The 22,686-nt window shown below is 41.7% G+C and carries 20 protein-coding genes; 1 reads left to right on the forward strand and 19 read right to left on the reverse strand.

The window, feature by feature from the left end; genetic code table 11:
• Window positions 1-172: 172 nt before the first annotated feature.
• The 14 genes from B5X60_RS16540 to mraZ form a co-directional block, all read right to left on the reverse strand.
• Complete coding sequence (locus tag B5X60_RS16540) at window positions 173-1,414, reverse strand: aminotransferase class I/II-fold pyridoxal phosphate-dependent enzyme (protein WP_079703840.1); 1,242 nt, start codon at window positions 1,412-1,414, stop codon at window positions 173-175.
• Between the two features lie 160 nt (window positions 1,415-1,574).
• Window positions 1,575-3,188 carry a cell division protein FtsZ gene (ftsZ, locus tag B5X60_RS16545; protein ID WP_079703841.1) on the reverse strand — a complete coding sequence of 538 codons (1,614 nt, stop codon included), beginning with the start codon at window positions 3,186-3,188 and terminating at the stop codon, window positions 1,575-1,577.
• Window positions 3,189-3,308: 120 nt separating this feature from the next.
• On the reverse strand, window positions 3,309-4,661 hold the full coding sequence (ftsA, locus tag B5X60_RS16550) for a cell division protein FtsA (protein ID WP_079703842.1): 1,353 nt from the start codon (window positions 4,659-4,661) through the stop codon (window positions 3,309-3,311).
• Between the two features lie 10 nt (window positions 4,662-4,671).
• The gene (locus B5X60_RS16555) at window positions 4,672-5,532 is read right to left on the reverse strand and encodes a cell division protein FtsQ/DivIB (RefSeq protein WP_079703843.1); all 861 of its coding nucleotides are present in this window, start codon (window positions 5,530-5,532) and stop codon (window positions 4,672-4,674) included.
• Window positions 5,525-6,880 carry a UDP-N-acetylmuramate--L-alanine ligase gene (gene murC / locus B5X60_RS16560; protein WP_079703844.1) on the reverse strand — a complete coding sequence of 452 codons (1,356 nt, stop codon included), beginning with the start codon at window positions 6,878-6,880 and terminating at the stop codon, window positions 5,525-5,527. The genes B5X60_RS16555 and murC overlap by 8 nt, the downstream gene beginning before the upstream one ends.
• Window positions 6,881-6,896: 16 nt before the next feature.
• The gene (gene murG / locus B5X60_RS16565) at window positions 6,897-7,994 is read right to left on the reverse strand and encodes an undecaprenyldiphospho-muramoylpentapeptide beta-N-acetylglucosaminyltransferase (protein ID WP_079703845.1); all 1,098 of its coding nucleotides are present in this window, start codon (window positions 7,992-7,994) and stop codon (window positions 6,897-6,899) included.
• 3 nt (window positions 7,995-7,997) lie between these two features.
• Window positions 7,998-9,164 (reverse strand): FtsW/RodA/SpoVE family cell cycle protein, encoded by a 1,167-nt coding sequence (locus B5X60_RS16570; protein WP_079703846.1) that lies wholly within the window; start codon window positions 9,162-9,164, stop codon window positions 7,998-8,000.
• Window positions 9,165-9,176: 12 nt separating this feature from the next.
• A complete protein-coding gene (gene murD, locus B5X60_RS16575; protein ID WP_079703847.1) occupies window positions 9,177-10,529 on the reverse strand; it encodes a UDP-N-acetylmuramoyl-L-alanine--D-glutamate ligase in 1,353 nt (450 codons plus the stop codon).
• On the reverse strand, window positions 10,529-11,770 hold the full coding sequence (gene mraY, locus B5X60_RS16580; RefSeq protein ID WP_079703848.1) for a phospho-N-acetylmuramoyl-pentapeptide-transferase: 1,242 nt from the start codon (window positions 11,768-11,770) through the stop codon (window positions 10,529-10,531). The genes murD and mraY overlap by 1 nt, the downstream gene beginning before the upstream one ends.
• Window positions 11,770-13,230, reverse strand: coding sequence for a UDP-N-acetylmuramoyl-L-alanyl-D-glutamate--2,6-diaminopimelate ligase (locus B5X60_RS16585; RefSeq protein WP_079703849.1), 1,461 nt, complete (start codon window positions 13,228-13,230; stop codon window positions 11,770-11,772). Before B5X60_RS16585 ends, mraY begins: the two co-directional genes overlap by 1 nt.
• On the reverse strand, window positions 13,230-15,329 hold the full coding sequence (locus B5X60_RS16590) for a penicillin-binding protein (RefSeq protein ID WP_079703850.1): 2,100 nt from the start codon (window positions 15,327-15,329) through the stop codon (window positions 13,230-13,232). Before B5X60_RS16590 ends, B5X60_RS16585 begins: the two co-directional genes overlap by 1 nt.
• 33 nt (window positions 15,330-15,362) lie before the next feature.
• Window positions 15,363-15,773, reverse strand: coding sequence for an FtsL-like putative cell division protein (locus tag B5X60_RS16595; protein ID WP_079703851.1), 411 nt, complete (start codon window positions 15,771-15,773; stop codon window positions 15,363-15,365).
• Window positions 15,774-15,792: 19 nt separating this feature from the next.
• The gene (rsmH, locus tag B5X60_RS16600) at window positions 15,793-16,695 is read right to left on the reverse strand and encodes a 16S rRNA (cytosine(1402)-N(4))-methyltransferase RsmH (protein WP_079703852.1); all 903 of its coding nucleotides are present in this window, start codon (window positions 16,693-16,695) and stop codon (window positions 15,793-15,795) included.
• Window positions 16,688-17,152, reverse strand: coding sequence for a division/cell wall cluster transcriptional repressor MraZ (mraZ, locus tag B5X60_RS16605; RefSeq protein ID WP_079703853.1), 465 nt, complete (start codon window positions 17,150-17,152; stop codon window positions 16,688-16,690). The genes rsmH and mraZ overlap by 8 nt, the downstream gene beginning before the upstream one ends.
• 331 nt (window positions 17,153-17,483) lie before the next feature.
• Here mraZ and B5X60_RS16615 point away from each other — a divergent pair, with 331 nt between their 5' ends.
• Window positions 17,484-18,677, forward strand: a complete 1,194-nt coding sequence (locus tag B5X60_RS16615) for a GAF domain-containing sensor histidine kinase (RefSeq protein WP_079703855.1) — start codon at window positions 17,484-17,486, stop codon at window positions 18,675-18,677.
• Between the two features lie 4 nt (window positions 18,678-18,681).
• Here the strand turns inward: B5X60_RS16615 and B5X60_RS16620 are convergent, their stop codons facing one another.
• The 5 genes from B5X60_RS16620 to gap form a co-directional block, all read right to left on the reverse strand.
• A complete protein-coding gene (locus B5X60_RS16620; RefSeq protein ID WP_079703856.1) occupies window positions 18,682-18,981 on the reverse strand; it encodes a winged helix-turn-helix domain-containing protein in 300 nt (99 codons plus the stop codon).
• On the reverse strand, window positions 18,978-19,595 hold the full coding sequence (locus B5X60_RS16625; RefSeq protein WP_079703857.1) for a hypothetical protein: 618 nt from the start codon (window positions 19,593-19,595) through the stop codon (window positions 18,978-18,980). The genes B5X60_RS16620 and B5X60_RS16625 overlap by 4 nt, the downstream gene beginning before the upstream one ends.
• Window positions 19,596-19,826: 231 nt before the next feature.
• Complete coding sequence (locus tag B5X60_RS16630; RefSeq protein ID WP_079703858.1) at window positions 19,827-21,023, reverse strand: phosphoglycerate kinase; 1,197 nt, start codon at window positions 21,021-21,023, stop codon at window positions 19,827-19,829.
• A 38-nt stretch (window positions 21,024-21,061) separates the two neighbouring features.
• Window positions 21,062-21,493: a GNAT family N-acetyltransferase gene (locus tag B5X60_RS16635; RefSeq protein ID WP_079703859.1), complete on the reverse strand. Its 432-nt coding sequence runs from the start codon at window positions 21,491-21,493 to the stop codon at window positions 21,062-21,064.
• Between the two features lie 13 nt (window positions 21,494-21,506).
• A complete protein-coding gene (gene gap / locus B5X60_RS16640; protein ID WP_079703860.1) occupies window positions 21,507-22,508 on the reverse strand; it encodes a type I glyceraldehyde-3-phosphate dehydrogenase in 1,002 nt (333 codons plus the stop codon).
• Window positions 22,509-22,686: the final 178 nt, after the last annotated feature.

Below are 22,686 nucleotides of genomic sequence, written 5' to 3' on the forward strand. Positions count from 1 at the left end.
AAAATAAAATCATGCGTTTTTAGCGTTTTTTTCCACATTTAAGCAGGTTATCCACAACAAATGTGCTTCGTAAAAATATAAAGCGTTTTATTTCAGTAGTTTACAAATCGAACATAAACAAAAAGTGCCCTTAAAGCTTGTTTAAGGGCACTTTCTTTACAGCGAGCTATCACTAGGCGTTTGCCAGATTTTTCTCTTTATAATGACCTTTTTTAAGCTTCACGGCAAGTTCACTATATGCATCCAATGTCCGATTGACATCTTCAATAGTATGTAAGGCTGTTGGGATAAGCCTTAACATGATCAATCCTTTTGGTATGACCGGGTACACAACAATCGAACAGAATATTCCATAATTCTCTCGAAGATCCATTGTAATAGCTGTAGCTTCAGATAACTCTCCTTCAAGAAAAACAGGAGTAACCATAGTATCTGTCACGCCGATATTAAAGCCACGTTCTTTCAAGCCCTTTTGAAGAGTTGTTGCAACTTCCCAAAGCTTCTCTCTCAATTCTGGTTTGCTTTTCAAAAGCTCTAAACGCTTACGAAGGCCTACTACCATTGGCATTGGAAGTGATTTTGCAAATGTCTGGGAACGCATATTGTAACGCAGGAAATTTGTAATTTCTTCCGTTGAAGCTATGAAAGCTCCGATTCCAGCCATCGACTTAGCGAAAGTTCCGAAATAAATATCAATACCTTCTATACAGCCTTGGGCTTCGTGAGTTCCCGCACCAGTATCGCCCATAGTTCCGAAACCATGTGCATCGTCTATTAAGATTCGAAAATTGAATTTTTGTTTTAGGTCGACCACTTCTTTAAGCTTACCCTGCGCACCGGACATGCCGAATACACCTTCAGTAATTACAAGAATTGCACCGCCCGTATTCTCAACCCATCTGGCAGCACGTTCAAGCTGCTTTTCAAGGCTTTCCATATCGTTATGGGAATAAACAAACCGTTTTCCCTGATGCAAACGAACACCGTCAATGATACATGCATGAGATTCAGCATCATAAACGATCACATCATGCCTGTCAACTAAAGCGTCTATAGCCGACATAATACCCTGGTAGCCATAATTAAGAAGGAATGAATCTTGCTTTCCTACAAATTCCGCAAGCTCTTTTTCCAGGGCTTCATGATTATTTGAATTACCTGACATCATCCGTGCACCCATCGGATAAGCTAATCCAAATTCTGCGGCACCTTCCGCATCAGCCTTTCTAACTTCAGGGTGATTAGCAAGGCCAAGATAATTATTAAGGCTCCACACTAAATGCTCCTTGCCCCTGAATTTCATGTGAGGAGCAATCTCACCTTCCAACTTCGGAAAAGAAAAATAACCATGCGCCATCTTTTGGTGCTGGCCCAATGGGCCCATATTTTTCGAAATTTTATCAAATAAATCCAAACCTTATATTATTAAATGTTAGCGTATCTTTCCCGCAAAGTTAAGATTTACCCGCCTGATTATCAAAAGCTAATTCAACTCGATGTAATTATAATGCCATAAAATCAAAACGCCTTTATCCTAGATGCGAATAAAGGCGTTTATGCTGACTTGGATTATGTCAATCTACATTATCATGCAGAAAAGAATTGTTGGGGCGAATCTCAGTGATTCCGTCTTCAGTGCTTAAGGTAAAACGTGATACCTGGGATTCCGAAGAATGTGGAACATCCTGTAATGACATCTGCTTGCGTTTGTAAGCTGGCTCACTTTCAAGCTCCTGCAGTCCGTTACTAGTACGAAGTTTCATGCTGAGATCCTTCAGGCGGAGAATACGCTCTTTGGATTTCCGAAGCTGCTCTTCTATTGATTCGTCAGTTTTATTTTCATCCGGGTTAGGGATTTGCTCTTCCTCAACCCAAGTTTCCATCACAGGCAATTGCTCTTCTTCCTCAGTTTTTATCTCAAATTCATCTGCCTTCATTTCAAATTCAAACGAAGGTTCAATTTTTATGCTGTCGGCCGGAATTTCGTCGTTCAATGTGTGCCGTACATAATCCGCATCAGGCTTAGTTACTTCTTCTACCTTAGGAGTACTTTGAAAATAGCCGGCAAACAAATCAACCTGGCTTTCTTCTTTCTTTAGCACTGGTTCGCCAACTTCTTCCACCTTTGGCGCTATAAAGGTGTTCTCATGTACAGGTCTAACAAGCGGCGCCTGTTCTGGAGTCAGTAAAGATACCTTCCTCACCTGACTCTTCTCAACTTCCCGCTCTTCCTTGGTTTGAAATCCTGTTGCAATAATAGTTACCGAAATTTTCTCACCCAATGCTTCATCTGAACAGTTACCCCAAATAAGATCCGCAGCTAATCCAGCTTCCTGTTGGATATAATCTGTGATGATGCTTACTTCATCCATCGTGACCTCTTTGTCACCGGAACTAATGTTCAGCAAAATATACCGTGCACCCTCAATCTCATTATCTTTTAATAATGGAGAAGCTAATGCCCCTTCCACCGCGCGTAAAGCACGATTTTCACCCTCCGCAGCGTAGCTTCCCATAATTGCTACGCCACTTTCTTTCATTACTGTGCGCACATCTTTAAAGTCAACGTTGATATAACCAGGTATGGTTATAATCTCCGCGATACCCTTTGCCGCAGTAGTCAATATATTATCGGCTTGTGCAAAGGCAGATCCAAGAGTGAGATTCCCAAAAATCTCCCGTAGCCGGTCATTGGAAATTACCAGGTAAGAGTCTACATATTTTTTAAACTCATCCAGTCCTTCTTCGGCCTGAATTTTTCTGCGTTTTCCTTCAAATGAAAAAGGAGTTGTTATAATACCCACTGTCAGGATATCCATTTCTTTTGCAGCTTTCGCAATGATTGGGCTGGCACCAGTACCCGTTCCACCACCCATCCCTGCGGTAATAAAAAGCATCTTGGTGTTGCTGCCCAGCATCCGCTTGATATCTTCGATATTTTCAATAGCGGAATTCTTTCCAACTTCAGGAATCGAACCGGCTCCCATACCTTCAGTTAGGCTAGCACCGAGTTGAACCTTGTTTGGAATCGGGCTGAGTTCCAGGGCCTGAGCATCGGTATTACAGATGATGAAATCTACACCCGTAATTCCCTGACGATACATATGGTTAACTGCGTTCCCGCCGCCGCCACCAACACCGATAACTTTAATAATCGATGATTTTTCTTTTAACATTTCAAACTGCATATCTCTTATCAGTTAGGTAAAATCTTTGTTTTGACAGTTCCTGCCGTAATATTAGCCATTTATCCACACAGGTTATCCACAATTGTTAGATATGTGGGAAACTCGCCACTTTGTGGATAATTAACGTATATAATCTTCGTCCTTGATATCGTCCTTGATGAATTTTGCTCCTGACTGCAGAATTTTTTCAAACAGTCCAAGGCTCTTTTTAGACTTGTCTGCTACAGGTGCCTTCTCTTCAGGAAGTCCGATGCGTCTGCTCGATTCTTCGATCTGCTCTGCTTTCTGAATTCCTTTAATAAGCAGTCCAATACCGGTGGCAAACATCGGGCTCTTCAATTCATCATATGTAGGCTTGGGAAGCACATCATTTTTCGCCAAATGCTCATTTGGATAGCCAACCCGACTATCTAAACCCGTCACATACTCAACGAGCTGTGGCAAATGCTTCAACTGCGCCCCACCACCCGTAATAACTATACCAGCAATCAACTTCTTCTCGTAGCCGGATGATTTGATTTCATAATAAACATGCTCGATTATTTCTTCCATCCGGGCCTGGATAACAAAAGCAAGATTTTTTACGGAGATCTCTTTAGGCTCCCTTCCGCGAAGGCCTGGCACACAAATGATCTCATTCTCTTTATTTTCTTCCGCCAGAGCAGATCCAAAACGGGTCTTCAACAACTCAGCCTGATTTCTCATTACCGAACATCCTTCTCGGATATCTTCTGTGACACTATTGCCCCCAAATGGAATAACAGCTGTATGGCGAATTATACCTTCATGGAAAATAGCAAGATCCGTAGTTCCACCACCAATGTCAACCAGCACTACGCCTGCTTCCTTTTCCTCGTCGCTCAGCACCGACTCAGAAGATGCAAGTGGTTCCAGTATTAACTCCTGGGTTTCCAAACCCGCGTTACCTACACATTTGATAATATTCTTCACAGCACTTACGTGTCCGGAAATAATATGAAAATTCGCTTCCAGACGCACACCAGCCATACCAATCGGATCCTTAATCCCCGGCTCATTATCAACGGTGAATTCTTGCGGAAGAACATGAATAATCTCTTCACCCGGTGGCATCACCAGTTTGTACATATCCTCGATCAGCTTGTCGATATCCTTTCTCTGGATCTCAGTATTCAGATCTTTTCTGGTAAGTATGCCTCTATGCTGAAGACTTTTTATGTGCTGACCCGCGATACCAACATTCACGATCTTAACATCAACATTCGACTGGGCGCTTGCCTCTTCAACAGCAAGGATTATTCCCTGCACTGTTTTTTGAATATTTGATACCACTCCGCGGGTTACACCAGCGGATTCGGCTTTTCCCATACCCAAAATTTCGATCTTACCGTGTTCGCTTCTGCGACCAACGGTAACGCAAATCTTCGTTGTACCTATATCCAGGCCTACAACTATTGGTGAATTTTTGACTGAAGCTGAGTTACTCTTGTCCATATTATGTGCATTAATTTGTTGTTGAATCTGGTTTTGATGCTAATGTGCTATCAATAGCTGCCTTTATCGTGGCGGTAGAAATAGCTGTACTGTCAATTATGTTGCGTTCACATATAATCTGGTTTGCATATTTAAGATTGATCGACTTATAAGTATCCCATCCCACTTTTGGTATTGCTTTCTTATAAAACACCAAAAGATTCCTAAATTTCGTTTCAAGTGAGTCCGCTGTTCCCAGGATAATTTTATGATCTCCTACGCGAGGCACGATTTCAATGTCACCTTTGAGGCTAACGTAAAGCTGCTCCACCTGATCATTCCATAATGTATCCTGCCTTATGAATTTCGCAGTTCTGAAAAGATCCTTTGCCAGCTGCGATGAGAGTGTATCCACATTTCCTGAAAAATCTTCATCTATCAGGCCATTGGCTACCAGAACCCTTGCTGTATAATTATCGGACATTGGGATTTTAAACCCATTTTCATCGATGTAGAAGTTCACGTTGGCCATGTTTATAATCCGGATCAAAGGTTTACGCTGGCGAATGTCAACGTGTATTACACCATCCATATCTGCGAAAACCTTGGCATATTCTATAAATGGATTTGCTTTTAACACATTTTCCAGGTTATGAATATTAATATTTTCCAGGTTCCTTCCTACCAGCGTTCCGCTGTTTCCTAGCAGAATTCTGTCAACTTCCTCGCGCTCAATAAAATTATTATTGCCTGGAAGCATGACTTTAAGATCAGTACATTTTTGCTTATCTTTTTTGACGCTGATGAAACTCATCAGGACAACCACTCCGCTTAGACACACAATCCAGCTGAAACAGTAAAAAATAAGCTTCCAATTGATCTTCTTAAGCATTCTCTAAAACCTTTTTAAGTGGATCAATTAAAGTATCTATATCCCCTGCGCCTACTGTGAGCAGAAGTTCTGGCTTCTCTTCACGAACGTAGTCAACAACCGCATGCTTAGTCAATATTTGCTTGTCTGACAAATCAATTTTTTCTAAGATCATCTCCGAATCGATGCCTGGGATAGGCAGTTCTCTTGCCGGATAAATGTCGAGCATAATTAATTCGTCCGTCATTCCCAGCACCTCTGCGAATCCGTCCGCGAAATCCCTTGTTCTCGTAAATAAATGCGGCTGAAATATGGTAGTTAGCTTCTTATCCGGGTACAATGTCTTAACAGCCTGAATGCATGCTCGAAGTTCCTCCGGATGGTGAGCATAATCGTCGATGTAAACAAAATCTTTGTTTTTAACTATATATTCGAAACGACGTTTCACACCTTTGAAATTACCTAAGGCAGCACGGATTTTATCCGGCCTAATTCCAAGTTTGAGGGCAACTTCAACAGCGGCTACAGCATTCTCAATATTATGAAGTCCTGGAAGTCCCATCTCAATATTCTCAATCACCAGGTCACTATTTTTAAAATCAAAATGAAAACTGCCATTTTCTACCCGAACATTTACAGCCTGAATATCAGCGACTGCGTTTGCTGCATAAGTCTGTCCGTTTTTCAAATCCAATCCATTTCGATACAGAAGCTTGCCCCCAGGTTTTAGTTGGGATGTAAACTGTTTAAAGGAGTCGACAAGATGACTTTTATCACCATAAATGTCTAGATGATCGGCATCCATTGACGTTACGATGGCGATATCCGGATAAAGCGTTAAGAACGAACGATCGAACTCGTCAGCCTCAACAACCATAGTATTATTTTCGCCAAATAGGACATTGCTGTTGTAATTGCTGGCAATTCCGCCAAGGAATGCTGAGCAATCATATCCACTGTCCTTCAGTACGTGCGCTATCATACTGGAAGTCGTTGTTTTTCCATGTGTACCCGCAACAGCTATGGTAAACATGCCCTTGCTAATGATACCCAGTACTTCAGACCGCTTTTTAAAAGTGAAACCACCCGCTTTGAAATGATTTAGAATCGCAGAGTCTTTCGGGATTGCAGGGGTATAGATTATTAATGTATTAGCGTCTTTTTCGTGAAAACTCACTGGGATATTATCAACTTCGTCGTGAAATACCACTGGTATACCCTCATTCATTAAGGCAGCGGTTAGAGGAGTACAAGTTTTATCATAACCACAAACAACTACCCCCCGTTTCTTGAAATATCTGGCAAGACCGCTCATTCCAATTCCGCCGATACCAATTAAATAAACCCTTTTAATGTTTTCTAACTCCATAACTCTTGTGATATCCTTAGTTAGCAATTTTTAAAACTTCATTGGCAATGACTTCGTCGGCGTCCGGCAATGCCATCAAACCAATATTTTTTGCAAGTTCAGCTTGCTTTTCCTCGTCTTTGAGCAACTTTAAAGCAGAGTTCAGCAATTCATTTTCCGCGTCCGAGTCCTTCACAAGAACAGCTGCATTCATTCTCACGAGCGCCATCGCATTTTGAGTCTGGTGATCTTCCGCCACGTTGGGAGATGGAACGAGGATCACCGGCTTTTTTATAACAAAAAGTTCCGCGATCGTCCCTGCACCGGCGCGTGATATAATTACATCAGCTGCTGCGTATGCGAAGTCCATTCTCTGTAAAAACTCTAGGACTTTAATATTCGCATGGAATTTACCTTTGAGTTGTTCATTCACTGACTGATAGTAGTATTTACCGGTTTGCCAAATGAGTTGAACGTCGTCGGCAATAACTTTATCTATTCCATCAAGCATACTTTTATTCAGCGTTCCAGCTCCCAGACTTCCTCCCGTAACCAGTATAGTTTTCTTAGATGGTGATAAATTGAAAAATTTTAATGCCTCGTCCCGCTTCCCATCAATATCCACAGTTTCTTTTCGAATTGGATTTCCCGTGATAAGTATTTTTTCCGCTGGAAAAAACTTATCCATTCCTTCAAAGGCAACACAGATTTTCCTAGCGTTTTTTCCAAGGTTTTTATTGGTTATTCCGGCATAAGAGTTTTGTTCCTGTATCAAATAAGGAATATTCATCCATGAAGAAGCGAATAATAGAGGCCCCGACGCATATCCACCAACACCCACAACAGCATTTGGTTTAAAATTCTTTATTATACTTCTCGATTTGATCAAGCTCATGATTATCTTATAAGGCAACAGGATATTTTTCACTATGGAATTTCTCTGAAACCCTTGAATATCCAGTCCTACTATTTCATAACCTGCGGCGGGAACTTTTTCCATCTCCATTCTGCCATTGGCTCCGACAAATAAAATTTCAATATCGGGAGAGATTTTTTTGAGTGCATTAGCGATGGCTACAGCAGGGAATATATGTCCGCCGGTACCTCCACCACTTATGATCACTCGCTTTCCCATATGTTATCCCATTGCGGGGATCTCCCCAACAATTACTTTTTCTTTACTTTTTTCTTTCTTTTCATCTATATCGCGGCTAACACTCAGGATAATCCCAAAAGCTACGCTTGTGAACAATATAGATGTTCCACCCATACTCACTAATGGCAAGGGAACTCCTGTTACGGGACCTAAACCAACCGCTACGGCCATGTTCGCAAAAGCTTGTATTGTCAGACTAAAGCTCAAACCTGCGGCAAGCAGCGCACCGAATGCTTTCGGGCTGTGCGTCACGATCAGGGTGCATCGGTAGAGAAATACCAGATATAAAAGGACCAGACCCACTCCCCCTACAAGACCGTACTCTTCAATAATTAATGCGAACACAAAATCAGAATATGGATGGGGAAGAAAATTACGTTGGGTACTGTTGCCGGGGCCTTTTCCAAAAACACCGCCCGTGGCTATGGCAATTTTGGATTGATTCGCCTGAAATGATTTATCAGGGTCGGCCTTTTCCGGATGCATGAATACTTCGATCCGTGACATCCAGGTGGCGCTCCGTCCCTTGCCTATTAAAACAACACTTGTAAGAATCACCAATCCGGCCAGCCCAACAATGGAGATTTGCTTAATACTTATCCTTCCTACAATGAGCAATAATATACTTACACCGAACAACATTACTGCTGTAGATAAATTTGCCGGAAGAATAAGAATGAATATTATACATACTGAGCCCATAATCGGCAAAAAGGCTTTCTTGGCATCTTTGATATTTTCCTGCTTTTTAGATAGCGTCCTGGCCAGAAACGTGATAAGGGCAAGTTTTGCTAAATCCGAGGTTTGAAAGGTTTGATTGATGATAGGAATTGTAACCCACCGGCTCGCATCATTCACGTGGTTTCCGAACAAAAGCGTGTACATCAATAAGGGTATCGTGATAATCATCAAAATCTTTGAAATCCCAGCATAATGGCGATAATCCAGCAAATGCGAAAAGTACATCAGGGCGATACCGCCTATGATCATTACCAGGTGCTTTACGAGGAATTGCTCACTCCCAACCCCCTGCTTATAAGCAAGAGTTCCCGTAGCACTATACACAGCGAGCACAGACCATACCGAAAGCAAGATCACTATCAGCCAGATCCAACGATCACCTTTAGTTTTGTTAATGAGCCTTTCCATTCTTAATTGGGACTAAAGTTCCATTACTGCTTTCTTGAATTGATTGCCTCTATCTTCGTAATTCTTAAAAAGATCAAAACTTGCACAAGCCGGGGACAACAGTACGGTATCACCTTTCTTTGCCATATGATAGGCAATTTGTACGGCCTCACTTGCTGAGAAAGTATTCACAATCACTTCAACATCATCTTCAAATGCTTCGTGAATTCGCTTATTGTCCTTTCCAAGACAAACGATCCCTTTAACTTTGCTTTTAACCAAATCTTTCAGCATGCCATAGTCATTCCCCTTATCCACACCACCAAGGATAAGTACAACTTGTGCTGGCATACTTTCCAAAGCGTACCAAGTAGAATTAACGTTTGTAGCTTTAGAATCATTAATAAAATCAATCCCGGAAATTTTTGCTACGTGCTCCAGCCGATGTTCGATATTATTGAAACTTCCCATACTGTCACGGATAGATTCGTTTCTTAATTCAAGCACTTTAGCCACTATGCCAGATGCCATAGAGTTGTAGATGTTGTGCTTGCCTTGCAGGGCTAATTCGGTAATTGACATGATTAGTGGTTCTTGGTTTTTGTGGTTTGTATTGATTGTTATTTGCTTCCCATCAAGCCAGGCACCTTCAGATAGTACCTTCTCAATTGTAAATGGATAAACTTTGGAACTGATTCCACGCTTCTCTATGCCAGACTGAATTTCAGCATCGTCGGTGCAATAAATAAACACGTCTTTTTCAGTCTGATTCTGTATGATCCGAAACTTGGAATCTGCATAATTCGACATCTTATAATCGTAGCGATCCAGGTGATCTGGTGTAATATTCAGCAATACGGATATATCAGCTTTGAATTTGTACATATTATCCAGCATAAAGCTGCTGATCTCAAGAACATAGTAATCGTATTGCTCGAACGCGACTTGTTTCGCAAAACTCTTCCCAATGTTTCCGCCGAGTCCCACATTCAGACCGGCATCTTTGAGAATATGATAGGTTAACATCGTTGTAGTCGACTTCCCATTTGACCCAGTAATGCAAATCATTTTTGCATTAGTGTATCTGCCTGCAAATTCGATTTCCGAGAGAATCGGGATATTTTTTTCTGTAAGTTTTTTTATAATTGGTGCCTTCTCAGGGATACCAGGACTTTTAACTACCTCAGTAGCAGATAGGATTTTTGCTTCAGTATGGCTCTCCTGTTCAAATGAAATCCCAGCTTCTTCAAGCTCCGTCCTGTATTTATCGGCAATAGGGCCCATATCCGATACAAAAACTTCGTACCCCTGCTTCTGCGCAAGCAAAGCTGCGCCAACACCACTTTCACCAGCACCGAGAACCACGATATATTTCTTTCCTTCCATCAACGCAGTTTTAAGGTTACAATAGTTAGGATAGCCAGCATGATCCCGACGATCCAAAATCTGGTCACGATTTTGGCTTCATGATACCCCTTCTTTTGATAGTGATGATGCAAGGGTGACATCATGAAAACACGGCGTCCTTCACCAAATCTTCGTTTGGTGTATTTGAAATAAGCCACCTGAATCACTACAGACAGGTTCTCTATCAGGAAAACACCACACAACACTGGTATCAGAAGTTCCTTACGAATCATTATAGCGAAGGCAGCAATTATTCCGCCTATAGCCAGACTGCCTGTATCGCCCATAAAGACCTGGGCTGGATAGGAGTTGTACCAAAGGAAGCCGACACAGGCACCTACAAATGCTCCTGCGAAAATTACAAGTTCCCCTGAATACGGGATATACATTATATTCAGGTAGTCTGCAAAAATCGTGTTTCCCGAAACGTATGCAAGTATTGCCAGCGTGATCCCTACAATTGCTGAAGAGCCGGTTGCGAGCCCGTCAATACCGTCGGTAAGATTTGCGCCATTTGAGACAGCAGTTACAATTATTATGACAACCAGCAAAAATACCACCAGGGAGTAACCTTCAAGACCATCGCCGATATATGTTAAGACTTTGGCGTAATCGAACTCATTATCTTTATAAAATGGAAAATTAGTCTGAGTTGATTTAACATCCTGAGTATAATAAACCTCATTGCCCCGTTTATGAACCTCAACAGGTGCGGTAGCTTGTGACAAGTTTCCAAGCTGCTCCCGAACGACTATGTCGGGATGGAAATACATGGTCCATCCGATAATTAGTGCAAGTCCCACCTGCCCCATGATCTTGAACCTTCCAGCAAGACCTTCCTTATCTTTTTTGAAGACTTTTATATAGTCATCAACAAAGCCTATTACTCCCATCCAAACAGTTGTAACCAGCATCAATATTATATAGATATTTTCAAGCCGCGCAAATAACAGGGTAGGAAGCAGGATGCCCAGAAGGATGATCAGCCCGCCCATAGTTGGTGTCCCTTGTTTTTGCATCTGTCCCTCGAGCCCAAGATTTCGAACTGATTCACCAACTTGCTTCGCTCTAAGTATCCGGATCAGCCTGCTTCCGTACACGGTAGTGAGGAACAGCGATAAGATAACTGCCATCCCTGTCCGGAATGAAATGAACTGGAATAATCCAGCCCCAGGGATATCGTATTGCCGATCCAGCCAGGTAAACAGGTAGTATAACATTAGCTCATCAGGGTTAAAATTTCAGTTAAAATCTGTTTGTCATCGAAAGGATGTTTAACACCGGCAGTTTCCTGGTATTTCTCATGGCCTTTCCCGGCAACGAGGATAATATCTCCCGGTTTAGCCAGGTGGCACGCTGTTCTTATTGCCTCTTTTCTATCTATGATTGAGATTGCCTTTTTCTTATTTTGGGGCATGACTCCGGCTTCCATATCGTGAATGATCTGTTCAGGAGATTCACTCCTTGGATTATCTGAGGTTAGGATCACCTTGTTACTCCAGTCGCAGGCCACCTGAGCCATCACCGGACGCTTGGTTTTATCCCGGTCTCCACCACATCCTATTACAGTAATCACCTGTTCGGTACCGGTCCGAATATCCTGAATGGTTTGAAGAACATTCTGAACCGCATCAGGGGTATGGGCATAATCAACAATACCAATAATTCCCGTCGGAGAAACTAGATAATCAAATCTGCCTTCGGCACCGCTCAATCGGGAAAGTGATATTAATACCCTCGCTCTATCTTGCTCAAGCAACATTGCTGTTGAGTACACTGCCAGTAAATTGTATGCATTGAAACTGCCTACCATTTTAAACCAAACTTCCTCACCATCGATGTTGAGAAGCAGGCCACTAAAATGATTTTCGATGATCTTAGCTTTGAAATCTGCGATATTTTTTAACCCGTAAGTTTTTTTATGACCCCGGCTATTTTGCAGCATCACTATTCCATTTTTATCATCAATGTTTGTCAAGGCAAACGCACTGCTTTCCAAAGAATCAAAGAATGCCTTTTTTGCCTTTAGATATGCGTCAAAAGTTTGATGGAAATCCAGGTGATCATGGGTGAGGTTTGTAAAAATACCCCCGGTAAATTGCAAACCCGTGATCCGATGTTGAGCGACAGCATGCGAGCTGACCTCCATAAAACAATAATCACATCCGCTATTGATCATGTCGTTGAGCAAGTTATTCAGCGAAATAGGATCGGGTGTAGTGTGTGTAGCGGGTACAATTACATCATTAATCTGGTTTTGAACAGTAGAAAGCAGTCCGCATTTGTATCCCAGATCACGAAATAATTGAAAAAGCAAGGTCGCAACTGTTGTTTTTCCATTAGTGCCGGTCACCCCTACCAGTTTAAGCTTGGAAGATGGATGATCAAAGAAGTTTGCTGAGATTATTCCAAGTGATTTTGCAGAATCTTCTACAAGAAAATAACTCACTCCTTCCTGTAGAGCATCTGGAAATTTCTCACAGATAATTGCCTTCGCACCTTGAGTTATCGCCGTATCTATAAACTGATGACCATCAGATAAAGTCCCCCGGACAGCAACAAATAATGATCCTAGTTCAGCTTTCCTCGAATCGAAACATATCGAAGTAACCTCCAGACTCGTTGAGCCGGATACTTGTTTCAGCGAAACACCATATAATATGTCCTTTAGTACCTTCATCAGTTAAGCTCTAATACTATTGGATAACCCTTTCCCACTCTGGTACCTGCAGCAATAGATTGCTTCATGACCTTTCCGCTACCTCTCACAATTGGCCTTAACCCCGAATTGCCTAATACATACAATGCATCTTTCAGGCCCATGCCACTTACGTCGGGAACTGATCCTTCAACAATCCTTATTTCCGCATTGACGACTCCTTTGTTTGTATCTACGGTAACATTCTCTGAATTAGCAGCGAACAAAGTTTTAACTCCAAATGCCTTGTATATTCTTTGAGTAGCTTTTTTCTCTCCTGCCTTCGCTGATGGCATTTTTACGTTGCCCGCCAACTTTTGATCTTTCATGGAATCATACATATTGATGTCGGCAGCATATACCCTGTCAGCTATTTCACGGAATACGGGGCCACTTACCTGAGCTCCATAATAACCGTTCTTCGGATCGTTAATCACTACAATCAATGAGTACTTCGGATTTTCAGCCGGGAAATAACCACAAAAGGATGCCTGATATTGTCTTTTTGCTTTATATCCTTTATTGCCATCCGCAACCTGAGCTGTCCCAGACTTACCTGCAACTGTGTAGAACGGGCTCTTGATAACAGTCTTACCTGTTCCATTTGTTATAACGCCCTCAAGCATGGCTCTGATCTTACTAAGAGTTTCATCGGAACAAATTTTTTCGTTAATAACGCGTGCTTTAAACTGCTCTACGGTATTACCAAGGCGCTTGATTTCTTTAACAAAAATGGGTGCTATATACTTCCCGTCATTTGCAATTGCATTGTAGAAGGACAGCATTTTTAAAGGTGTAAGCTGCATCTCGTAACCATAAGCCATTTGTGGCAAGGTCATATTCTTATTCCAGCTCCTGTTATTTGGATTCTTAACTACAGGCTTAGCCTCGCCTGGAATCTGCAATTGCAGCTTTTCCTGAAGATTCCACCTGTATAAATGATCTGTAAACTTAGATTGATTTGACTTATAGGCTGAGTTTACCAGTTGGGCAATAGCAGCATTTGATGACTCTTCGAATGCTCTTTTTACGGTCACTGTTCCTATACTGCCGTGCGAATCAGTTATAACTTTGCCGGGGATTGGATATGTGCCAGTTCCAACCATCGTATTTGTATCTACCTTTTTATCCTCAAGCAGCGCCATATACGAAGCTACCTTGAAAGTCGATCCCGGGTCCTGGTTCCCAGCAATGGCGTAATTAAATTTTTCTTTGTAAACACCTTCACTTTCCTTACTGAAATTTGCTATGGCCCGGATTTCGCCAGTTGCAACCTCCATTAAAACGACTGTACCGTGATCTGCATTACTCAGGATCAACTGTTTTTTCAAGGCCCTTTGAGCTACATCCTGCATATTGACATCAATAGTTGATATGATGTCAGCTCCCTCTTTTGGTGCTATTTCTATATCCTGATTTACAGGCATCCAAATCCCTCCAGCGATTCGCTGCACCAATCTCTTTCCACTCTCCCCGTCAATATAGGATCCGTAAGCTCCCTCAAGCCCGACAGGTTGGACGTTATTGTTTTTATATCCTATAGTACGTGCTGCCAAACTTTGGAATGGCATGATTCTCTTATTTTGCTGCACGGCGATCAATCCTCCTTTGTACCTGCCCATGTTGAAAACAGGAAATTTCCTGATCGCTTTCAACTCCTGGTGAGTCACATTACGTTTGAGAAGCAAATAACGCGCCCTGTCTGCCCTCGCGTTCCTTAACATTCGTGAATACTGCTTGGTTGATTTATCGCCAAAAAAAGTAGACAACTTGGCCGCCAGCGAATCGATTTTCTCGTAAAACACTTCGTCCTTTTCGATACCTCCGGCCATTAAATCCATCCGAACCTCATATTCAGGAACTGAAGTTGCCAGCAAACTTTTCCCATCTGCCGCATAAATATTTCCTCGCGCAGCTTCAACATTTGCAAACCGCGTAGAAAGGCTGTCAGCCATTGATCTCCACTTAGCTCCTTCGACAATCTGAACGTGAAAAAGCTTAAACAAAACCGCGAACGCAAAAAGCACTATAAGCCCAAAAGCTATGTACACGCGTAATATTATGTCGGTTCTGATATTCACCTTGTCTTTGTTGAAAAAATGCCTTTATCTTTATTATTCAAATTCGCCCTCTGCTATCACAATCTTCTTTGGAGGTTCAACCGGCTCTTGCAAGCCCAATGTATCCACTTCCTTCGCTACTTCAGTCTGGGTGCTTTTCATCATAAGATCTGCTTTCAAGGTCTTATAATCCCAGCTTAACTCTTTGACTTCCTTACCAAGCCTATCAATATCACGAATGTTATTTTCAGCAAAATGACGATTGCCTATGTAGATCATCCCGAGAAAAGCTATGAATATGATAAATGGTAACATATCCGTCGCTGCCTCCTTTGATATCACTCCCTCGGTAAACATCATTGTAAAGAAGTTGCGGGGAAGCTCAGCTTTCTCCTTCGGTTCAGGCTGCACTTCCCTTTCAACTTCACCCTCCTCAGTAGTTTCGTTTTTAAATTGGTTACTCATATTTCACAAGTCTCCTAACTTAATTCTTCACAGCTATCCTTAGTTTCGCACTTCTGGCGCGATTATTTTCCTTAACCTCTCGTTCCGAAGCGACTATAGCCTTCCTTGTTAAGCTTTCAAGAGGTTTAATTGCATTTCCAAAAAAGTCCTTATCAACTTCACCGTGAAATTTTCCCTTTGCAATAAAATTTTTAACCAGCCTATCTTCAAGGGAGTGGTACGACATCACCACCAGCCGACCTTCACTTCTTAAAACATCAACCGACTGTTCAAGAAATTCTTTTAAGGCTTCGAGCTCTTGATTTACCTCAATTCTCAGCGCCTGAAAAACCTGCGCGAGATACTTATTCTCTTTGCCTTTAGGAATTAATCCCCCAATCGCATTTTTCAGATCGGCGACAGTGTGTATTGCCTTGTTTAATCGAACAGTAACGATCGTACGGGCCAATGACCTGGCATTCTTTATTTCCCCGTAAATACCAAAAATTCGATGCAACTGTTCTTCTGAGTAAGTGTTTACCACTTCTTTAGCTGTAAGCGCGCCAGCTTGATCCATTCTCATATCCAGATCAGCATCAAAGCGAATGGAGAACCCCCGTTCTGGCTGATCAAATTGGTGCGATGAAACACCTAGATCAGCCAGAATGCCGTCTGCAGAAATGGCGCCCTGCAAACGGCAATTGTTTTTCAAATAGCGGAAGTTCTGATCAATAAAGGTTAATCGATCATCTTTGGGTAAATTCTTCTGTGCGTCAGCATCCTGATCGAAGGCAAGCAGCCTTCCTTCTGGCCCGAGGCGTTTTAGTATTTCGCGGGAATGCCCGCCGCCGCCAAAAGTTACGTCGACGTATATCCCATCAGGTTTTATATTTAAAGCTTCAATGCATTCTTGGAGCATAACCGGTTGGTGATATTCAGTCATCAAGCCCCCTTCCGGAATTGCCCATAACCTCCTCAGCAAGATTTGCGAAATTCTCAGGTTCGTTATCCATTTGAGCGTCATAAGCCTCTTTAGCCCATACTTCAATTTTATTCAACTGGCACGACAAAACAACCTCCGTTGTGATACCAGCATATTCCATCAGTCCTTTAGGAAAAAGTATTCGATTGGCCGAATCAAGTGATAATTCCGTTGCCCCACGAGTGAAATAACGAACGAAATCACGTCTCTTTTTCTCGTACAAATTCAATTTACTGAGCTCTCCGGTAATCTTATCCCATTCTTTTTTGGTATAAATTACCAGATGCTTTTCAAAGCCCCTATTGATCACAAGCCCCTCACGCTCAGCTTCAGGAAGCTGCTTCTTCAGGCTGGATGGTATCATCATCCTGCCCTTAGCATCAAGTTTACAATCAAATTCTCCTAAAAAATGGGACATTACAGCACTTCACTCATTAATTCAAGAGTAAAAGTAAATAACTTACCACTTTTTACCACTATCTCCCACAAAAAAAGTTTTCCACAGTTTTTAAGCGAAATTTTGAGATAATTATAAGCCGTTGGCAGCATCTTCATAAGGATGTTTTTTACGATTACCGTCCTGAGCCTTAATTGATTTAAGTGCCCTGCTTGTGACGATGAGGGCATTTATCAACGTTGAAATCAACTATCATAATGAATAAGCTTTTTTCGTTAAAACTCAATTATTCTCAATGTCGTATATTGCCCTGGTGAGAAACCACCATATCGTGTAATTATCAAGAAACGTTATGACTACGCAATTTCCGACTCCAGCAAACGAACTGGACCGAATTCTAACCCTTTCCGATTTTAATGTTGACTACTCGAACTTTGATGATCAGTTCAAAGATTTGGCAAAACTTGCTGCAAGCGTTGCTGGTACAGAAATTTCATTAGTCGGATTAATCGATTCCTACACGCAATGGATTATTTCGGGACATGGAATGGAAATACAGCAGACTCCCCGCGAGGAAACAGTTTGCCAGTATACTATCATGGAGGAGGATCATCTAGAAATAGAGAATCTTTCAATGGACTCAAGGTTCCAGGAAAAGCCGTTTGTAACGAAAGATCCTAACCTCCGCTATTATTATGGCATTCCGCTGAAATCAGAGGGTCACAATATCGGTACCCTGTGTCTGCTTGACAGAAGTGCAAAAAAACTGGCTCCTGAAAAAACAGAGCTATTGAAAATAATTGCTGAAGAGATCGTAAATCGACTCAAGACCTACAAGACAATAGAATTACTCAGGCACAAAGTTACCGAAGTAACCGATACAAAAAACAAGGTCGTTCATGATATTCGCGGGCCGCTTGGAGGAATAATCGGCTTGGCTCAGATCATCAGTGAACAGGGGAAAGACAATAATATGGATGAAGTTCTAGAATTTATAAACTTAATTCATAAAAGCGGGAATTCAATCTTGGAGCTTGCTGATGAGATTCTAAGTGCTGAAAAGAAAACTACAGTAAAGGTGAAGGGCGACGAATTAAACCTAAGGGTCTTCAGAGAGAAACTAGAAAAACTATACGTCCCACAAGCAAAAATAAAAGGTATAAAGTTCACTGTTTCAATTAGCCCTGAAACCGAAACAGTTCCATTTCCAAAAAATAAATTGCTGCAGATAACCGGGAACCTTATCTCAAATGCCATTAAATTCACACCTCAGGGAGGGAATGTCCAAGTAAATCTCGTTTTGACTGCACGGGAGAACCCCAATGTTCTAAGAATTTCTGTAACAGATTCCGGCAGCGGACTCACTCAAAGTCAAATTGATAACATCATAGAAGGCACTTCAACTTCAACGGAAGGTACAGATGGCGAGGCAGGGTATGGATTTGGACTCGCTTTAGTCAAACATTTGATAGATGGCCTAAGAGGGTCCTTCAACATCACTTCAGACCAAGCGGGGGCAACCTTTGAAGTGATTTTACCACAATAGGAACTTATTTCTGCTGTTTTATTAAATTTTCCAAGGCCTGTAGATGCCTTTTAAATGCATGCTTACCTTGCTCAGTTGCTGAATATTGTGTATTCGGTTTTCTCCCGATAAATGATTTAACAACACTAATGTACTCCTCTTTTTCCAGGGCCTTCAGGTGTGAAGCAAGGTTTCCGTCAGTGACCTGCAGCAAATCTTTCAATGAATTAAAGTCATAGCTGGTATTCACTGAGAGTACACTCATGATCTGGAGCCTTATCCTATTTTCAAAGGCCTTATCAAATTGTTCCAGAGAGATCTTCACCTATCGTATTTAAAATGCATAATACTGCCGTAAATAATGTGCAGGAAGCCAAATCCAATCGTCCATAAAATGAGGCCATGGCCAGGAATTATCAGCGCAAGCAAACCTAGCAAAATCTCACAAATGCCTAGCCATTTTACGTCTATATATGTATAATGACTGCCGGCAAATAAGGCAAGACCGTAAAAAATAAGACATCCGGGAGCTACAAGTATATATTCTGATTTGAAAAGCATAATCAGAACAAAAAGGCCCCCGGTTATTAGTGGCACTCCGCTGGCAGCCAGCAGACGCCTGCTCACGGGATTCCACACATTCTCATTCACACTTTTAGCCTTACGGATAGTTAACCAGCAAGCCGTGACAACGGAAAAGAACAATACCGCAAGGGCAATCATGAACAATTGCCAAAAGATCAAAGGCTTTTCGAAAGGCCCTGCACCGGAATCAGTCCCCAGTGCGCTATGAATAAGAAAATATCCCAATCCTGATCCAGCGAGTGCATAAATACCGGCTAAAATGCCTGACAAGCCGCTCAGTGAAATAAACTTTGACGACCGCTCCATCAGATTTCTAATTGAGCTTAGTTCAGCGTAAACATCTTTTTCTTTCATACAAAAGTACTTTGTCACTAAAAGTACAAGAATATTAGTTGTATCAGAAAATAAATTACTGAAATTAGCCGGACGGACGAGTTAAATCAGCAATTTCTTGTGAGTTCGTCTCCGATTTTTCGAATTAATTTATGTCCTTTTACGATCTAACAAAAGAACAGCGGATAGATACTGTGGCTAGGAGTGAGATTGTGGCATCCCAAAACACTTACGGGTGTTTTACCCCTAGGTTTAACTCTCAGAATTTATGGCCTTGACTCCTGGAAGTTCTTTTCCTTCCATGTATTCAAGCAATGCACCACCGCCGGTAGAAACATAACTCACATCATCATTGAAACCGAATTTAGCTACTGCTGCAGCTGAATCACCGCCACCTATGAGAGAGAATGCCCCATTCTTTGTCGCGTCCACCACTGCTTCAGCAACTGCTTTAGTACCTTCCTGAAATTTCTCCATTTCAAAAACACCCATGGGCCCGTTCCAAAGAATTGTTTTTGATTCCTTAATCACTTTCACGAATGATTTTATGGATTCAGGACCAATATCCAGACCCATCCAGCCATCCTTAATATTATCATTTTTGGATTTCCCTGTTTTCGCGTCTTCAGAAAATGCATCCGCGATGATCGAATCTACAGGCAATAAAAGGTTTACTTTCTTCTTCTTAGCTTTCGCTATTAGTTCGACTGCAAGATCAAGTTTATCATCTTCGACAAGCGATTTGCCGATCTTTCCACCCTGCGCTTTCGCAAACGTATAAGCCATACCACCACCAATAATTAAATTATCGACTTTCTTAAGCAGCTGATCTATCAACTCGATTTTATCAGAAACTTTAGCCCCTCCCATTATTGCTGTAAACGGCTTCTCGGCATGATTGAGGATTTTTTCTGCATTTGCAAGCTCACCCGCCATCAGGTAACCGAAATATTTAGCCTCCGGGAAGAATTTTGCAATAATGGCTGTAGAAGCATGTGCCCGGTGAGCCGTTCCGAAGGCATCATTCACATACACATCACCAAGTAATGCAAGTTTTTTTGCAAACGATTCATCACCTTTCTCCTCTTCTTTGTAGAATCTTAAATTTTCGAGAAGCAAAACCTCCCCTGCTTTTAAATTTTCCGAAAAACTTTTGGCTTCTTTACCGATACAATCTTCTGCAAACTTCACCTCTCTATTGAGTAGCAGTGATAGATGCTTTATCACGTGACTTAATGAATATTTCTTTACAGGACCATCTTTCGGCCTGCCCAGGTGCGACATTAAAATCACTGATCCACCATCCTTAAGTATCTTCTCAATCGTAGGGATTGCACCCATTATTCTATTGTCATCAGTTATATTAAAGTGCTCGTCCAGAGGAACATTAAAATCAACTCGTACTAGTGCTTTCTTACCTGAAAAATTAATGTAATCGATTGTCTTCATATTTTATTTTCTAATACCCGATGGGTTATTTTTTAGCTTTAATTGATTTTAAGGTACATTACTCTATGAGGACCAATTTTTGGCAGCTCAAATTCATCTGATATAAATTCAAATCCAATCCCCTGATAAAATTTATAGGCAATCTTCCTTGAGTTACACCACAAATAATTTACTCCTTGTCCTTTGAGGTAAACAATAGAAAAATTTAAAAGTTGGTTACCAATACCTTTTCTCTGAAAGTCAGGGTGAGTCACCATCCCTCGTAACTGATATCCCTGACCAACGAAACCTTCCCGGACCTGCCTGTGAAACGTGGCAACACTTACAATGTTTTCGTTTACAAAATACCCTACATGGAACGTTCCTTCATCCTCATCGCCGTCAAAACGACATAGATTTCTATCAAGACCCCATCTTAATTCTGCGCTCCGCAAGTCCAGAGTCTGATCAGTTGTAATGAATTTTATCATTAAGCCGGCCTAATTATCTTGCATTGAGTAGCGCTATTTTGACTACCAGATCGGCAAGGCGATTTGAATATCCTGATTCATTATCATACCATCCTACAACTTTCACCAGATCTCCCACAACTGAAGTAAGTTCAGAATCAAAAATGCATGAATGGGGGTTGTCGAGAATATCTACTGATACTATTGGATCTGATGTATACTCTAAAACACCTTTTAGAAACCCCTCAGACGCATTTTGAAAGGCCACGTTAATGTCCTGAGCGGTGGGAACAGTTTTTAAAATACATGTAAAATCTGTTAATGATCCGTTCAAGACCGGTACTCTAATTCCTGCACCTCCCAATTTACCGTCGAGATGCGGAAAGATATTGGTAATAGCCTTTGCCGCTCCGGTGGTAGTTGGAATTATCGATGCGGAGGCTGCTCTTGCTCTTCTAAGGTCGCGATGAGGAGCATCATGTAGATTTTGATCCCCCGTCATCGAGTGAACAGTTGTAATGTATCCAGTAACCACACCCCAGTTGTCGTCCAAAACCTTAACCATGGCTGCAACATTATTTGTTGTGCATGATGCATTTGAGATAATCGGAGAATTGAGATCAACCAAATCGTCATTTACTCCCAACACTACGGTTGGCAGATCCCTGTCTCCTGATGGTGCAGACAATAAAACCTGCTTTGCCCCCGCCTGAAGATGGGCAGATGCAAGTTCTCCAGTGGTAAATTTACCGGTGGATTCGATTACAAGATCAACAGACAAATCTTTCCACGGAAGCTTCGACGGATCATTTTCAGAAAATACACGTATCGATCTCCCATTAACATTCAGGCCGTTTTCACTGACGCTGATTTTCCCGTTAAAACCACGATGAACGGAGTCATATTTAAAAAGATGGGCCAGGGTAGCAGTATCTGTAAGGTCGTTAATTGCAACAACTTCGATTCCTGTTTTTTCAAGTAAAGCACGAAGGGTAATCCTGCCAATACGCCCAAAACCATTTATTGCAACTTTCATATATTATTAACAAGTGCCCAAAGTTATCACATTGGGCGATAAACCTTCAGTAAAATTGCATCGGCCCGAAACAATCTTCGTTATTAGAGGTTTGAGTTTAGAATAATCACGTTTCATTCGCAATATTTTTATAAGTTTATCCCACACCTCCAGTTTGATTAATAGCTCTCATGCCGCA

The organism is Daejeonella lutea (assembly GCF_900168015.1).
In the GTDB taxonomy this organism is placed as follows: Bacteria; Bacteroidota; Bacteroidia; order Sphingobacteriales; family Sphingobacteriaceae; genus Daejeonella; species Daejeonella lutea.